This window comes from Streptosporangium album (assembly GCF_014203795.1).
GTDB classification, from domain to species: Bacteria; Actinomycetota; Actinomycetes; order Streptosporangiales; family Streptosporangiaceae; genus Streptosporangium; species Streptosporangium album.
This window is the reverse complement of the sequence record NZ_JACHJU010000003.1, coordinates 230008-245856: the sequence shown is the minus strand read 5'-3', so window position 1 is coordinate 245856 and position 15849 is coordinate 230008. Positions and strand designations below refer to the sequence as shown.

Genomic DNA, 15849 nt, shown 5'->3' with positions numbered 1-15849 from the left:
TGAACATCTCGACGGACCTGCTAGGGTGATGGTTTGTCATAACAATCAGTCAAAGGCCCGGAGTATCCCATTACTATCAACGATAATGGAGCGACGGCAACCCGTCAACTCGAGCTCGCCAAGGAACAGGAGTACGTCTCCGGTCTCTACGCGCGGCTCGACCTGTTGCGCGAACGTACCCAGCGGCAGCTGGACGAGGTGCTGGCACAGGGCGGGGGAGGCGGCACCCACCAGAACCGCTCCGAGCGCGACACCTTCGCCGGGATGTACGCCGAACGGCTGGGCCGACTGTGGGCGGTCGAGAACGGCCTGTGCTTCGGGCGGCTCGACAACGCCGACCAGACCTCCCTCTACATCGGCCGCATCGGTCTCGCCGACGACGAGCAGCGGCGGCTGCTGATCGACTGGCGGGCTCCGGTGGCCCAGCCGTTCTACGGGGCCACCCCCGCCGCCTCGATGGGCGTCACCCGCCGCCGCCACCTGCAGACCAAGGGGCGCAAGGTGATCGGGGTCGACGACGACCTGCTCGACCTCGACAACCTCACCGACGACGACGTGGCCACCCTCAACGGCGAGGCGGCCCTGCTGGCCTCGATCGGAGCCATGCGCACCGGGCGGATGCGCGACATCGTGGCCACCATCCAGTCCGAGCAGGACCGCATCATCCGCTCGGACCTGGGCGGCGTGCTGGTCGTGCAGGGCGGTCCCGGCACGGGTAAGACCGTGGTGGCCCTGCACCGGGCGGCCTACCTGCTCTACACCCACCGTGACAAGCTCGCCCGCCGGGGCGTGCTGATCCTCGGGCCCAACCTGACCTTCCTGCGCTACATCGAGCAGGTGCTGCCCTCCCTGGGCGAGACCGACGTGCTGCTGTCCACGGTCGCCGAGCTGTACCCCGGGGTCACCGCCATGGTCAGGGAACGGCCCGAGGTCGCCCGGCTCAAGGGGGACGCGCGGATGGCCGAGGTGGTGGCCCGGGCCGTACGGGAACGGCAGCGGGTGCCGCGCCAGCCGGTCGACATCCGGTTGGACCGATACACTCTCAGGCTCGACGGCCGCGTCCTGGAAGCCGCACGCACCCGGGCGATCCGTTCCAAGAAGCCGCACAACGAGGCGCGCGGCATCTTCGTCCGTCACCTGCTCAACGCGCTCGCCCGGCAGGCCGCCCGCCAGCTCGGCAAGGGCATGATCGACGACGACGAGCTGGCCGACATCCGGGAGGATCTCCGCACGGAGCGGCCCGTCAAGGCCGCGCTGAACAGGCTGTGGCCCTACGCCACCCCCCAGCAGCTCCTCATCGGGCTGTTCACCTCCCGGGAGCGGCTGGACTACGCCGCGGGCGAGTTCAGCGAGGCCGAGCGCGGACTGCTGCTGCGCGAGCCTCCCCGCCAGGGGGAGAACTGGTGGGCCGAGTCCGACGTGCCGCTGCTGGACGAGGCCGCCGAGCTCCTCGGCGACATCGACCCGGCGGTGCTGCGGGCCGGGGCGTGGGTGGCCGAGGAGGAGCAGGCCGCCAGGCGCGCCGCCGCCCTGGACGAGCGCCAGCACCAGCTCACCTACGCCAAGGAGGTGCTGGAGCTGACCGGGCTGTCCGACATCATGGACGCCGAGAAGTTCGCCGCCCGGCACCTGGGCGACGACGTCTACCTGACCACCGCCGAGCGCGCGGCGGCCGACCGCACCTGGGCCTTCGGGCATGTCATCGTGGACGAGGCGCAGGAGCTGTCGGCGATGGACTGGCGGATGGTGATGCGGCGGGTGCCGACCAGGTCGATGACGATCGTCGGGGACCTGGCGCAGACCGGTTCCTCGGCGGGGGCGCGTTCCTGGGGCCGGGTGCTCGACCCGTATGTGGCCGGACGCTGGCGGGAGGAGCATCTCAGCGTCAACTACCGTACTCCCGCCGAGCTGATGGCCGTGGCCTCCGACGTGCTGAAGCTGGTCGGTCCCGACCTCGTCGCCCCCACCTCGGTCCGGGAGACGGGCACCGTCCCCTGGGCCGCCTCACCGGTGGAGGCTCTGGCCGATCTCGTCAAGGCCGAGGTCGTCGAGGGCGGGCACCTGGTCGTGATCGTACCGGAGTCCGGGGTGGGCGAGTTCGGCGAGATCGTGACCCGGGCGGTCGGCGGCGCGGTCGCGGGGCCGGGGTCCGCGGCCCTGGACGCCCCGGTGGCGGTCCTGACGGCCACCCAGGCCAAGGGGCTGGAGTTCGACGCGGTCATCGTGGTGGAGCCGGAGCTGATCCTGCGAGAATCCCCACGTGGAGCGAGCGATCTTTACGTGGCGATGACCCGGGCGACGCAGCGGCTTGGCGTCGTGCACAGCGGTCCACTTCCCGATGCGCTCGTTCGACTTGAGCGACATCCGATCACATGAGACCATTGACGGCTCTCGTCGATCATGTCCCAGCTGCGAAAACTTGATGTTTCCGCTGTTAGTGACATGGTTGACATCTGCGCTGGGGTCGGTAGTTTGCTGCCCAGTCCAGCACGGGACTGGCCGGTCGGCCGTCCCTGACATCGTCGGTTCCTGCGCCCGTGACGGGGGATGACCCCGTCCGTACAGCCAGGCGCAGGGCCGTCGTTCCGTCGGGGCGGGGCACCCCGACCGGGCGGGGGGTTGGACCCAGGAGGGGTCCGGACACCCAGTAGACAACGGCAATCCGCGCTCGCCGCCGACGGGACGGAACCGGTCCGAAGGGTTGTCCGGGCCCTCTTCCCGCTCCCGTGCCGAGCGTCGCAAGCGTCGGGGTGATCCCCAAGGGCGTCTATCCGCCCCGGGGTCACCCCGTTGCCGCGCCCGCGGCTTGTGGCCCTCCCTGTTGGGAGTGTGCCCCGCCGGACGGTAGCGTTCGGGCTAGAAAGCCGGGTGAGAGAGCAGGGCCGGAGAGACCGGCCGGCGGACCGGGCTCTGGAACGACCGGGCGCGAGCGTCCGCATGACACCGCAAGGAGCCCGCCCGTGGTTCAGGAGAAGACGGCCCCCCCGGCACAGGGAGCGGCGGAGACGGGCGGCCCGGCCGCCGGCTCGCCACCCGGCCGGACGGACCTCACCGCCTCGCGCTGGGCGCTCCCGGGCCGGATCGCGGCCGCGCTCGCGGGCGGCCTGCTGCTCTTTCTCGCCTTCCCCCCGCTCGGGCTGTGGTTCCTGGCGCCGTTCGGCCTGGCGCTCGCCGTCCTTTCGGTGTACGGCTCACGCCCCCGCCGTGCTCTGTGGCTGGGCCTGCTGATGGGGCTGGCCTTCCTGCTGCCCGCACTGCACTGGGTCAGCCCGATCGGGATGGACGCCTGGCTGGGCCTGGTGGCGATGGAGAGCCTCTTCTACGCGGCGTGGGCCGCCGGTGCCGCCCTGACCGTCCGGCTGCCCCTGTGGCCGTTGTGGAGCGCCGCGCTGTGGGTGGCGATGGAGTGGGCGCGGGGGATGTTCCCCTTCGGCGGTTTCCCCTGGGCCCGGGCGGCCTTCAGCCAGGGGGAGTCGGTCTTCACTCCCTACGCGGCTCTCGGCGGGGCGCCGCTGGTGACCTTCGCGGTGGCCCTGTGCGGCGGCCTGATCGCGCTGCTGGCGCTCCGGTTCGCCTCCGCCCCCCGCTGGGATCGGGCGATCGCCCTGCCGCTGGCCGGAGTGCTCGCCGTACCGGCCGCGGCGTTCGCCGTCCCCCGGTACGGCGACGAGGGCAGGACCGTGACCGTCGGCGTCATCCAGGGCAACGTGCCGGGGCGGGGAATGAACCCCCTGGGGGATGAGCCGGCCGTGGTCCTGCGCAACCACACCCGCATGCTCCACGAGATGGCACGTGCCGTACGGGAGGGGCGGACGCCCCGGCCGGACCTGGTGGTGCTGCCGGAGAACTCCACCGACATCGACCCCTACCGCAGCGACGTCGCCTACCGGGAGATCGACGCGGCGGTGAAGGACATCGGGGTGCCCGTCCTGGTCGGCGCGGTGGTCGGGGTCGGGGAGAACAACCGCGCGACGCGCAGCCTGGTGTGGGACCCCGTCACCGGCCCCGGCGCCTACTACGACAAGCAGCAGCTCGTCCCGTTCGGCGAGTACACCCCGCTCAAGGACCTCGTGCTGGCCCTGTTCGAGAGGGCGGGCCGGGTCGGCAAGCAGTCGGTGCCGGGGACCCGCGACGGCGACCTGAGGATGGGCCCGGTGACCGTCGGCGCCATCAACTGCTACGAGGTGGCCTTCGACGGTGTCGTGCGCGACACCGCCCGGACGGGTGCCACCCCGCTGGTGGTGCAGACCAACAACGCCACCTACGCGCTGACCAACCTGCCGCCGCAGCAGCTCGCCATGTCCCAGCTCCGCGCCGTTGAGCACAATCGGGCAGTAGTAACGTCGGCTATTACGGGTATATCCGCATACGTGACCCCCGACGGCACGGTAGCTTGGCGCACCGGAGAGCTCGTCCCCGCATCGAACGTGCTGAACATTCCTGTCAGGACCACCGAGACGGTCGCCACACGGGTGGGCGCGCTGCCCGAATGGGCTTTGATACTTGTGAGTGCGGGCGCGTTGGCCGCCGGATGGCGGCGCAGGCCTCGTAGCCTGGTGCACTCCGTGAACCAGGAAGGCGACCGGCAGGTGGGAGAGGCGTGATGGAGCGGATGCTGGGCCGGGTGCTCGTCATCGTCCCGACGTACAACGAGCGGGAGAACCTGCCGATGATCGCCGAGCGGGTGCGCGCCGCGCTGCCCGAGGCGCATCTGCTGATCGCCGACGACAACAGCCCCGACGGCACCGGCGCGATCGCCGACGAGCTGGCGGCCGGGGACGACCACATCAAGGTGCTGCACCGGCCGGGCAAGCAGGGCCTGGGCGCCGCCTACATCGCCGCCTTCCGCTGGGGTCTGGAAGAGGGCTTCGACGTCCTGGTGGAGATCGACGCCGACGGCTCCCACCAGCCGGAGGAGCTGCCCAAGCTGCTGGACGCGCTGGCCGACGGCGCCGACCTGGCGATCGGCTCCCGGTGGGTGCCCGGCGGAAAGGTCGTCAACTGGCCCGGCTCGCGGGAGTTCCTCTCGCGCGGCAGCAACCTCTACACCCGGATGATGCTCGGCCTCCCGGTCCGCGACGCCACCGCGGGGTTCCGCGCCTACCGCGCCTCCACCCTGGAGAAGATCGGCCTGGACGACGTGGAGTCGCAGGGCTACTGCTTCCAGGTGGACCTGACCCTGCGCACCATCCGGCACGGCCTGCGCGTCGTCGAGGTGCCCATCACCTTCGTGGAGCGCACCGTCGGAGCCAGCAAGATGAGCCGGGGCGTCGTGGGGGAGGCGGCGTGGCGGGTCACCGTGTGGGGCTTCTCCGGCCTTCCGCAGCGCCTGCGCCGTCCACGTTGAGCGAACGCGGAACGCGGCGGCGCCCAGGGGCGTTGTCATGGTTGTACGGCTGTCGCGTGAGTTGGGGAAATGATGCGCCTTCTGCTGGTCCTTGCCTTCCTGGCGGTCCCCGTCCTGGAGATCCTGGTGTTCGTCCAGGTCGGCCAGGCCATCGGCGTGTGGCTTGCGATCGCCCTGCTGGCCGCGGGCAGTCTTCTCGGCTCCCTGGTCGTCCGCAGGGAAGGGCGCAAGGCCTGGCGCAAGCTCCAGGACGCGATGCAGTCCGGCCGGATGCCCGAGCCGGGCGCTCCCGGCGGCGCCATGACCGTCGCGGGCGGGGTGCTGCTGGCGGTGCCGGGCTTTCTCACCGACGTCGTCGGCCTGCTGTTCCTCCTGCCGTTCACCCGGCCGCTGATGCGCGGGCTCGGCGCCCGGTTCCTCGCCCGCCGGATCGAGAACCTCGCACAGAGGACGCCCGGTCCCGGCCTCGGCTCACCGTTCGGCGGAATGGGCTCCCCCTTCGACGCCATGCGTGACCAGCACCCCGGCTCCGGGCCGGTCATCCACGGCGAGGTCATCCGGGACGAGCCGGGCAGGCCGGCCGGTCGCGACTCCAGCCGCGACCTCACCGGCCGCTGACCCGGCCGGTTCCGAGCTCGCCGGCCGCTGATCATCTCACCGGCCGCTGAGCTCGGCCAGACGGCGGAGCGAGAGGCGGAACAGCGCCTCGTTCGCCGGCCGGACCAGCGGCCAGCCGAGCCGACCGGCACCGGCGGACACGGTGGCGGGTCGTGGCCGTCCTGGCGTAGGTTCGATCTCTGAGCCGACTTTGAACGGAGATCGAAGTGGCAGCGCTGGAGGGAAAGGCGGCCGTCGTCACCGGAGGGTCCCGGGGCATCGGCCGGGCGATCGTGGAACGTCTCGCCCGCGACGGGGCGGACGTGGTCTTCAGCTTCGCCCAGAACGCCGACGCCGCGGCCGAGGTCGAGCGGGCGGTCAAGGAGGCGGGCGGCAACGCCCGGGCCATCCGGGCCGAGCTCGCCGATCCGGGGGCGGCGGAGCGGCTGATGGACGCCGCCGGCGGGCATCTCGGAGGGCTGGACCTCCTGGTGAACAACGCCGCGCCGGGCTTCGCCCCGACCTCCATCGCCGACACCGACGAGGAGCTGTACGACCGTGTCATGGCGGTCAACGCCAAGTCCGCCTTCCTGACCGTCCGGTACGCGGCCAGGCACATGCGCGACAATGGGCGCATCGTCAACATCTCCACCCTCAACACCGTCCGTCCCGCGCGCGGTATCGCCCCCTACGTGGCCAGCAAGGGAGCGATCGAGCAGTTGACCGCCGTCGCGGCCCTGGAGCTCGGAGCGCGCGGCATCACCGTGAACACGGTCTCCCCGGGCGCGACGGACACCGACCTCCTGCGCGGCACCAACTCCGAGGAGGCCCTGCGGACGGTCGCCGGGATCACCCCGTTGGGCCGCCTCGGGCAGCCGGCGGACGTGGCGGACGTGGTCGCCTTCCTCGCCGGTCCCGACGGACGCTGGCTCACCGGCCAGAACATCCGTGCCACGGGAGGCATCGCCTAGCCTCGAACTTACGCGCCGGATCTCGCCAGGCTCGATCGTTCGCGTGAGAGAAGCGCCTTCGAGCCGGCGCGTCACGGCCGCGGGCCGTCCCGCCACTCAGGGGCCGCGGTCACCGGTGGTTCACAAGTGACCTCTCAGATGATCACCGGGTCGCGGCGGTCCGAGGGGCCGTCGCGCCGGTTCTATGGAGGGGACAAGCATGTCCAAGATCAACATTGATGACATCCCGTTCGAGGGGGCCGAGCTCACCGAGGCCGAGCTGGGCGAGGTCGCCGGCGGCCGGATGACCGTGTCCTGGCGCAACAGCAAGGGCCAGGCCTGCGAGTGGGACATCAGCTGACGATCGGAACGGTGTCCCCGGGCGGGTGAACAGCCCCGCCCGGTGACACCCCCTCGGTCCGCGGACGCCGGACCGGGCGAGGCGGCGGCGGAGCGCGCGGTGTCCGCCGCCTCGCCCCCCCGGCGCACCGGCCGAGCAGGTCGCTGACTGATCTGCCGTGGCGGAGCGGGTTCTCCCGCTCCGCCACCTCTTCTTCCGTGACGGGACGGACATGATCCTGATACTGAGCGACCGGCAGGACGACACGGTGCTGCCGAAACTGCGGCGCCATCGGCCTCATCCTCACCCCGGAGGGGGAGTACGTGTTCCTGGAGATCAACCCCAACGGGGCCTGGGGCTTCGTGGAGCAGCGCACGGGGTTGCCCATCAGCGACGCGATCGCCGACTGGCTCGTGGAGACGGACAACAGGGATGGATCATGAGTGACCTCGCGACGACGCTTGAATCCGGCGTGCTGCTGCTCCGCGGCCTGCGCCGCCGCCGCGCACTGCTCTCCCGGCCGAAGATCCTGCTGCTCGACGAGGCCACCAGCCATCTCGACAGCACCACCGAGGCGAGGATCGAGGCCAACCTCGGCTGGCTGACCCAGACGCGCATCGTGATCGCCCACCGGTTGAGCACGGTGAAGGACGCCGACCTCATCCTGGTGGTCGACGAGGGGCGGATCGTGGAGCGCGGCACCCATGAGGGTCTGGTCGCCCGGGGAGGCCGTTACGCCGCCCTGGTGTCGGCCCAGACCCCGGGCACGGCTCAGGTCGCCGGCTGACCGGCGGCCCGGGGCCGCTGTGACGGCTGGTCCGTGAAGTCGCCGGCGTGGTCCCGGGCCCAGGCGGCGAAGTCGCGGGCCGGGTGGCCGGTCAACTCCTCGACGGTCCGGGTGATCTCGGCCGGTGAACCGTCGGTGGACCGCCACCAGTCGAGGAGCGCGTCCGCGAAGTCCCCGGGGATGTAGCCGGCCATCTCGGCCTTCCACTCCTCGCGGCTCACGGCGTTGACCGTCACGGGCCGGCCTGTCGCGTGGGAGATGTGGTCGAGCTGCTCCCGGAAGGTGACGGACTCCGGCCCGGTCAGGGTGTACTTCCCGCCGGCCAGCCGGGGGTCGGTGAGTACGGCGAGTGCCGCCTCGGCGATGTCCGCCTCGTGGATGGGGTCGGTGTGGGAACCGGGATAGGGGAGGTTCACCGTACCGGTGGACCTGATGGCCCAGGACCACTGCAGCGCGTTGCTCGCGAAGGAGCCCGGACGCAGGAACGTCGACTCGACGGACGAGGCCGCCAGGGCTTCCTCGACCTTCAGGTGCGACGCGGCGATGGGGTCGTCGTCGGCGGCGGGCCCGAGGACCGCGCTGGTCGACAGCAGCACGATGTGCCGGACCCCGGCCGCGGCGGCCTGCTCGACGAACGGGCCGATCTGTGACGCCTCGGCGTAGAGGAAGACCGAGGCGACGTCCTCGAGCGCCGCGGGGAAGGTGCCCGGATCGGTGAGGTCGCAGGTCACCGCCGGTACGCCTGCGGGCAGGCTGAGCTTGCCGGGGTCCTTGGACGCCGCCCGCACGTCGAGCCCGCGGCTCCGGAGAAGTGCCACAAGCGTGCTGCCGACGAGTCCGCGGCTTCCGGTGACGAGGATGGTCATGTCGGGTTTCCTTTTCATGTTGGTTGTTACAACGGTCTCGAGGGGCCGAGGGACTGGGACGTGTTTTGTGGATCTTTCCGCCTGCTGCGGTCGCCCCGATGGCGCCCCGCGGTGTTGTCGCCCATAACTCCGTTATGAGCTCCTCCTCCGCCTTGCGGTGCATCCATCGGGCCGACCCTCGTCACGGCGAAGATCCACAAAGCACTACTGGTGGTCCTGGGGCAGGGCCTTGCGCGGGAGGAGCCGGACGAGGCCGCAGCAGACGACGGTGACGGCGGCGACGGCGGCGAGGCTGTGGGTCATGGCCCGCGCTTCGCCGCCGTCGGCCAGGGCCGTGAAGTAGACGGTGGTGACCACGGCCGCCCCGATGGCGTTGGACAGCTGCTGGACCGCGCTGAGCGAGCCGCTGGCGCTGCCCGCCTCCCGTGGTCCGATGTCGCCGATGGTGACGTCGTAGATGGTTCCGAAGCAGGTGCCCATGCCCAGACCGATGATCAGTACCGGTGGGACGAGTGCCCACGCGCCCACCGTGGTCCCGGCGGTGAGGACGAGGGCGAGTAGCCAGCCGGTGCCGGTCAGGGTGATGGCCAGGCCGATGAGGACGAGGTCGCGTCCGAGTCTGCCGATGAGCCGGTAGGAGGCGATGGAGGCGATGACGATGCCCACCGCGATGGGGGCCAGGCCGAGTGCCGCGTTCAGCGGCGGGTAGCCGAGACCGTTCTGCATGAAGAGCGACAGGGCGTAGAGAATCCCGGACACGGCGGCGAAGAAGACGACGCCCAGGATGAGACCGGAGGTGAATCCCCGGTTTCCCAGCAGCGAGGGTTTGATCAACGGGCTCTCCGCCGTGCGCTGACGGTGGCAGAACAGGCCGAAGAAGACGGTGCCGCCCACGACGAGCGCTATCGGGACGAGCGTCCAGCCGCTCGTGGACCCGGTGATGAGGCCGGAGAGCAGGCCGAGCATGGCCGCGGCCAGCAGGCCGGAGCCGATGCCGTCGACGGCGACGTCCGGATCGCCGGTGTCTTCTGGCAGGAGCTTCGCCGCGGCGAGGATCGCGATGCCGCCGAGCACGATGTTGATCAGGAACATGGAGCGCCAGCCGAGCCCGAGGATGTCGGCGTCGATGAGGACCCCGGCCAGGAGGGGACCCCCGACGGCGGAGATCCCCATGACCGGGGCGAAGGCGCTGAAGGCCTTGCCGATCTGGTCGCGGGGGAAGACCGCGCCGAGGATGCCGAACCCCTGGGGGATCAGCAGGGCGCCGAACGCGCCCTGGACGAGCCGGGCGACGATGATCGCTCCGGGGGCCGGGGCCAGCCCGCAGGCGATCGAGGCGAGGGTGAAACCGGTGATCCCGATGAGGAACAGGCGACGGCGACCGTACCTGTCGCCGAGTCGTCCGCCCGCCACGAGGAGGACACCGAGGGCGAGGGCGTAACCCGCCCCCAGCCACTGGATGAGGGCCTCGCCTCCGTGGAGGTCCTCGGCGATGGTCGGGGCGGCGATGTTGGTGATCGTCGAGTCGAGGAGGTCCAGGACGTCGGCGCTGAGGATGACGGCGAGGACGGCCCAGCGTTTTCTCGGGGAGAACGTCTGCGCCGCCGTGGCCGGATGGGCGAATGCGGGCAAGGAGGTGTTCCTTCAGGAGGAGAGTGTGCGTGAACACACGTGTGCAATCGCGACACATATTATGTGTCACACATATGTTGCGTCGCGCAGTTAAATGTGGAGCACGGGACAGCCCGGTGTCAACTTGGCGAGGTCGCCCCGGACCCGGGGGCGGGACCGGCCACCGGACCCGGAGCTGTCAGGATTCTCGGGTGGCCGTAACAGGGAGACGGGAGATTTCGCATGACCGCATCCGCGGATCGGACCGATGTGATCGTTGTCAGGTCCGTCGGCTGGGACGACGCCGCGGCCGTCGCGCTGCGCGATGCGATGGAGGAGGAGATGAGTGCCCGCTACGCCGACCGGTTCGCAGAGAAGCCCGACTACCTGCCCCGGGGCATGCACGTCGAGCCCGAGTCCGTCGCCTACACCGGGGTCGCCTACGCCGGACCGGACCTGCCTGTCGGCCATGTCGCGCTGCGCAGGCTCGGCGCCGACCTGGAGCTCAAGCGGATGTACGTGGCCCTGACCCACCGGGGCACGGGCGTGGCGCGCGCGCTGCTGGCGGCGGCCGAGGACGCGGCCCGCGCGCTCGGCGGGGTGCGGATCATCCTGCAGACCGGAGACCGCCAGCCTGACGCCGTGCGGGTGTACGAGCGGGAGGGGTACGCCGCCATCCCGCTCTTCCCTCCCTACGAGCGGCTTGAGGGATCGCGCTGTTTCGAGAAGTCACTGGCCTGAGCCGCCCACGGCGTGCCGGGCGCGGTGGCGGGATCCCCGCTTGCGGCGACGGCACCGCGGGACCCGTGCGCGTCCGGCTCCAGACGTCGAGCCCCTCCCGGAGGGCCCGCGTGCGGACCTTCCGGAAGGGGCTCGACGCCCCAGGAGCTCTCACCGGTGCCATGGCAGGGCGGTCTCGGGCCCGCCGCCGTGGATCTCCCGGGAGCCGGGGCGGGACGGTTGATCCCCGGCGCTTCCGCCGGGTTCCTCGGCCGTTGGGGGGTGCCCGTCTTGACGAGGGGGTGACCCGTCAAGACGGGGTGGCGAGAAGGGAGATCAGCCGACCGTCAGGGTCAGTCCGTAGACGGACAGGATCTCGTTGACCGGCTGGTAGTACGTCGTGCCGCCGGAGGAGCAGTTACCGGAGCCGCCCGAGGTCACGCCCTGGGCCTGGCTGCCGGAGATGAACGACCCGCCGGAGTCGCCCGGCTCGGCGCACACGGTGGTACGGGTCAGGCCGGTCACCGTGCCCTGGGAGTAGGTCACGCTGGTGTTGTGCTGCTGGATGACGCCGCAGTGCCAGCCGGTGGTGGAGCCGGAGCGGCAGATCGAGGAGCCGACCACGGCCTGGGTGGACCCACGCACGATGACGTTGGCTCCGCCGGAACCCCGCACCCAGGGCCGGGGGGTGTTGCCGGGGGCGGCGACCCACGCGTAGTCGTTGCCGGGGAACGAGGAGCCCTGGAAGGTGCCGGTCGGGCTGGTGGTGCCGTAACCGGCCCTGCCGCAGTGGCCCGCGGTGACGAATCCGGGGGTGCTTCCCCTGGTGACGGAGAAGCCGACGCTGCAGCGGGATCCACCGATGTAGTAGGCCCTGCCGCCGATGATGTCGATGAAGGTCTGGGGCCGCTCGGCGGAGGCGACCACGCGGACCGCCTCCTTGTCCACCCCGGCGGCGGCGACGAGGGCGTCGGCCGCGGCCTGCTGGGCGGCCAGGATCACGACGGTGTTGGTCGGGGTGTCGACGTACCAGAGGGACGCGCCCGCCTTCGCCTCGGCCGGCGCCTGGTCGAGCCTGTCCTTGGCCGCGTTGAGCTGTTCCAGGGTGCGGCTGACGATCACGGGCTGGGCGCCCTTGGCCTTGATGGCGCCGGCGGCGGCGGCGTCGCTGGTGGCGACCATGAGCTGGGAGGCGTCGCCGTTGAGCCAGGCGCCGGCGTACGTGGCGCCGAGCGTGGCGCTCAGAGCCGACTCCGTGGTCATCGCACGTTCTTCGTTGGCCAGTCGGGTGACGGCCTGTTCGGCGGTGAGGCCGAGGTCGCGCTGCATGGCGTCGACGACCGAGGGGGACGGGGGTTTGGGGGCGAGGGGGGCGGGCGCGGCGTTTGCGGAGGCCGTGCCGGCGGTCAGGAACAGCGCCACGGTGGCGACGCCGGCCAGGAGGGAACCTCGACTGAACATGCACACTCCTTGTGGGGGGTGCTGTCAAAGTATTGGCCGGACAGCTCCAAGGGATGTGGCAAAAAGCCCCTATCGCGGTGTTATGGGTCCTTAGCTTGCGATTTAACGTCACTCTCGGTGTTCGTTGCCGGTCGTTACGGTCTTTCGGTAGGGCGGACGCTTGTCCTTCGGCCGGTTCCTTGATCCTTTTGGGCGTCCGGGTCCGGGTCGGGTGAGTTTCGGCGAGCCGGCGGGCGTCCCCAATTTCGCACGGAGACGGCGAAAGCCGAGGCGGACCCGGTACGGGCTGAGCGGCCTTCCCGGTTCGGGGCGTGGATGCCAGGGGCGGCGCAGGTCATCGACGTGCGGGCTGGCCAGCCGGAGTTGGGCGTAGGCGGCCATGATCAGATGCATCCAGCGGTCGGTGGCCTGCGCGGAGGAAAGGTGGGCGCGGGCCATGCCCAGGTAGACCTTGGCGAACCGGTGGAAATGCTCTTGGTCGAAGCGACGCAGGTAGGCCTTCCACAGCAGATCCACCAGATCCAGGCGGAATCTGTCAAACCGGTTGAGACATCAGGCTACTTGTGTGGTTTGTGGTGAAGGATCGACCTCTTGGGTCGTGGGTGGTTTGTTGATCCACACTCGTGAGGGCAGCGGCGGCGGACAGGGCCGCCGGCCGTGGAACCGCTCGGGGTGGGCCAGGAACGCCGCGTTCAGCGTGGCGGCCCGCCTGGCGTGGATCTCGGCCGCGGAGCCGTCGTGCACCGATGCCGGGGTGTGCATTCCGATGCCGGAATGGCGATGCTCATTGTTGTAGTACCGGAAGAACTGGTCGCAAAAGACGTTGGCATCTTCGATGGACCCGAACGTGCCAGGAAACGCGGGACAGTACTTGAGTGTTTTGAACTGCGCTTCTGAGTACGGATTGTCGTTGGACACACGCGGCCGTGAATGGGACTGGTCGATTCCCAGCAGCGCGAGCAGCCCGGAAACGGTGTTCGAGGTCATCGAGGTGCCACGGTCGGCGTGGATCGCGCCGGGGGCGATCCCGCCGTTGGCCTCGATCGCGTGCTCGATGAACTCCCTGGCAAGGGTTCCCGTCTCCGTCGGCCAGATCTCCCACCAGATCACTTTCCGCGAGAAGATATCGATGATGACATACAGCAGGTAATAGACGCCGCGCACCGGTCCTTTTAGTTTCGTGATATCCCACGACCACACCTGATTCGGCCCGTCGGCTTCCAGTTCGGGTTTCTTCTTCGCCGGATGGACGGCCTGGACGCGCCGCTCACCGGACTGGCCGCGCTGGCGCAGCAGCCGGTACATCGTGGCCTGCGAGCACAGGTAGACGCCCTCGTCCAGCAGGGTCGCCCACGCCTGGCCCGGTGACTTGTCGGCGAACCGGGGCGAGTCCAGCACGGCCAGCACCTGCTCGCGCTCGTGTTCCGACAATTGGGCCGGGTGATGAAATGGGCGGCGTGGACCCAGCCGGGGCGGGGTGGGATTACGGCGCCGGTGCAACGTGGCCCGCGACCTTCCCAAGATCGCACATGCCCTGGCCGTGCCGAGCAACTCCTCCATTTCCGGGAAATGCTCGTCGATGACCCGAGTCAGTTCGTGTCGGAGTCCGCGCTGCTTGAGATGTCCCGAAGCAGCGCGAATGCTTTTCCCGCGATATCAAGCGCGGTCCTGGTCTTCCCGAGTTCGCCGCTGAGCTTCTCGTTTTTGGCCTCCAGTTTCGCCGCGTCGGCCTTGAGCTTTCTGTTCTCGGCCCGCAACCGGGCCAGCTCCTCCGACTCCGTGCTTTTTTTCGGCTTACCCGTCGAAGCGGCCAGTGTGCCGTTCTCCTGCTGCTTTCGCCAGTGCTCGATGTGGGAGTGATACAGCTTCTCGGTGCGCATCAGCGCGCCACGCTCGGGGCTGCCCTCGGGCAGGGCGTCATAGGCCGCCAAGATCCGCGCCTTGTAGGCGGCGGTGAAGGTCCGGCGCACCGGCCGGCGCACCCGATCGTCGGTCACCAGACCATCCTGCCCCCTCATGGCGGCCTGGTCTGCGAGGGTCATCGTCACTGTCTCGATCATCCTGTCTCGCCCTGTTTCACATCATGAAGACTCATTCATCCCATGTCTCACAAGAGTCTGACAGAGAGGGAGGTCGACCTCGACGGGCCCGGCATGCCACAGCCAGAGATCTTTGGTGGGCTTGCGGCCGTCGGGCAGCCGGTCCACGACGATCTGCAGGACGGTACCGCGCACGATGGGCAGCCGCTCATCGGCGGGGTGACCGGCCCAGCGACCGGTGCGGGTGAGCTTTTGATGCAGGCCCTTCCACGCGCGTACCCTCACGGTGCCGTACCGGGCCGATCCTGCGGTCAGGTCGATGTCCGGGGCATACCGCTTGGCCGCATCCGAGCAGGAGAACTCCTGGCCGTGACGCTTACCCGCGCCCATTTCGCCAGGTCGTCGGGGTTCGGGGTCGGCGTAGAAGACGCGGGTGGCGCGCAGCCGAACCAGGACCTGAACGTGCCGACCGGTCAGCGCGTGGGAGATGTCGGTGGCGTAGTTCCCGGCGTCCAGCATGATCAGCGGCGGCGGATCGCCCCCGGTGAGCCGGCCGGTCGACTCCAGGTCCGCCAGCAGGCCGGTGATCTGCTCGATGGTGACATCGGTGTGCTCCTGGCTCGGCCGCAGCCGGCGCGCCTCGATCGGGTCCACCCATGAGGAGTCTCCCCACTGCACACCCACCAGCAGGCTGTAGGGCCAGCCGGGCAGGAACTTGTCGCCGCCCTTGCCGCGTACCTGCACCATCACCCGCTCGTCGGCATATTCGGCGTCGGGCCGCGCGTCCGGCGTGACGTCCAGCGCGAACATCAACGGCTCGCCCGGCCGGGCCGCGGCAGACACCCCGAGCAGCAGGCGCCGCAGCCCGCCCGCGTCGATCCGGCCCTGATCCAAAGCGGCGTAGACCGAGCCGTGCCCGCGGCGGAACTCCGGCTCCATCGACAACTCCACCGGCGAGCGCACCGGCCCCTGCGCGCACAGCAACGCATCGGTGAGCTCGAACAACGCGTCCGCCCGGCGCCACAAGAGCCGGTGGAGGCCGGCCCGGAAATCGATCAGGGGACGAAGATGTGACCGACCGGATGCCCCAATGTGCTCCGTCACCTCGCGCGCTGCTGCGATAGTCGGCAT

General features: G+C 70.1%; 15 protein-coding genes. 8 read left to right on the top strand and 7 right to left on the bottom strand.

Annotated features, from left to right (window positions below; translation table 11 throughout):
- Positions 1-75 precede the first annotated feature (75 nt).
- The 7 genes from FHR32_RS30980 (at position 76) to FHR32_RS30950 (ending at position 8021) form a co-directional block, all read left to right on the top strand.
- Positions 76-2376 (top strand): HelD family protein, encoded by a 2301-nt coding sequence (locus FHR32_RS30980; RefSeq protein WP_184758627.1) that lies wholly within the window; start codon positions 76-78, stop codon positions 2374-2376.
- 584 nt (positions 2377-2960) lie between these two features.
- Positions 2961-4604, top strand: coding sequence for an apolipoprotein N-acyltransferase (lnt, locus tag FHR32_RS30975; RefSeq protein WP_184758077.1), 1644 nt, complete (start codon positions 2961-2963; stop codon positions 4602-4604).
- Positions 4604-5347, top strand: a complete 744-nt coding sequence (locus tag FHR32_RS30970; protein ID WP_184758076.1) for a polyprenol monophosphomannose synthase — start codon at positions 4604-4606, stop codon at positions 5345-5347. Before lnt ends, FHR32_RS30970 begins: the two co-directional genes overlap by 1 nt.
- A 69-nt stretch (positions 5348-5416) precedes the next feature.
- The gene (locus FHR32_RS30965; RefSeq protein ID WP_246468009.1) at positions 5417-5965 is read left to right on the top strand and encodes an FxsA family protein; all 549 of its coding nucleotides are present in this window, start codon (positions 5417-5419) and stop codon (positions 5963-5965) included.
- 206 nt (positions 5966-6171) lie between these two features.
- Positions 6172-6915 carry an SDR family oxidoreductase gene (locus FHR32_RS30960; RefSeq protein WP_184758075.1) on the top strand — a complete coding sequence of 248 codons (744 nt, stop codon included), beginning with the start codon at positions 6172-6174 and terminating at the stop codon, positions 6913-6915.
- Between the two features lie 199 nt (positions 6916-7114).
- Entirely contained in the window at positions 7115-7255 is a 141-nt protein-coding gene (locus FHR32_RS30955) for a putative ATP-grasp target RiPP (protein WP_184758074.1), read from the top strand.
- Between the two features lie 418 nt (positions 7256-7673).
- On the top strand, positions 7674-8021 hold the full coding sequence (locus FHR32_RS30950) for a hypothetical protein (RefSeq protein WP_221466473.1): 348 nt from the start codon (positions 7674-7676) through the stop codon (positions 8019-8021).
- Here FHR32_RS30950 and FHR32_RS30945 read toward each other — a convergent pair.
- Both FHR32_RS30945 and FHR32_RS30940 read right to left on the bottom strand, forming a co-directional pair.
- On the bottom strand, positions 8006-8887 hold the full coding sequence (locus tag FHR32_RS30945; protein WP_184758073.1) for an NmrA family NAD(P)-binding protein: 882 nt from the start codon (positions 8885-8887) through the stop codon (positions 8006-8008). The genes FHR32_RS30950 and FHR32_RS30945 overlap by 16 nt on opposite strands.
- A gap of 204 nt (positions 8888-9091) precedes the next feature.
- Entirely contained in the window at positions 9092-10519 is a 1428-nt protein-coding gene (locus tag FHR32_RS30940; protein ID WP_184758072.1) for an MFS transporter, read from the bottom strand.
- A gap of 222 nt (positions 10520-10741) precedes the next feature.
- On the opposite strand from FHR32_RS30940, the gene FHR32_RS30935 reads away from it, so the two are divergent.
- Positions 10742-11239, top strand: coding sequence for a GNAT family N-acetyltransferase (locus FHR32_RS30935; protein ID WP_184758071.1), 498 nt, complete (start codon positions 10742-10744; stop codon positions 11237-11239).
- Between the two features lie 315 nt (positions 11240-11554).
- Here the strand turns inward: FHR32_RS30935 and FHR32_RS46195 are convergent, their stop codons facing one another.
- From FHR32_RS46195 to FHR32_RS30910, 5 genes are all read right to left on the bottom strand, one after another.
- The gene (locus FHR32_RS46195; RefSeq protein WP_184758070.1) at positions 11555-12679 is read right to left on the bottom strand and encodes a S1 family peptidase; all 1125 of its coding nucleotides are present in this window, start codon (positions 12677-12679) and stop codon (positions 11555-11557) included.
- 108 nt (positions 12680-12787) lie between these two features.
- Positions 12788-13195, bottom strand: coding sequence for a hypothetical protein (locus tag FHR32_RS30925; RefSeq protein ID WP_184758069.1), 408 nt, complete (start codon positions 13193-13195; stop codon positions 12788-12790).
- Between the two features lie 36 nt (positions 13196-13231).
- Complete coding sequence (locus FHR32_RS30920) at positions 13232-14272, bottom strand: IS3 family transposase (protein ID WP_281390987.1); 1041 nt, start codon at positions 14270-14272, stop codon at positions 13232-13234.
- Positions 14269-14739, bottom strand: a complete 471-nt coding sequence (locus FHR32_RS30915) for a hypothetical protein (protein WP_184754836.1) — start codon at positions 14737-14739, stop codon at positions 14269-14271. The genes FHR32_RS30920 and FHR32_RS30915 overlap by 4 nt, the downstream gene beginning before the upstream one ends.
- Before the next feature lie 21 nt (positions 14740-14760).
- Positions 14761-15849, bottom strand: coding sequence for a transposase (locus FHR32_RS30910; protein WP_281391106.1), 1089 nt, complete (start codon positions 15847-15849; stop codon positions 14761-14763).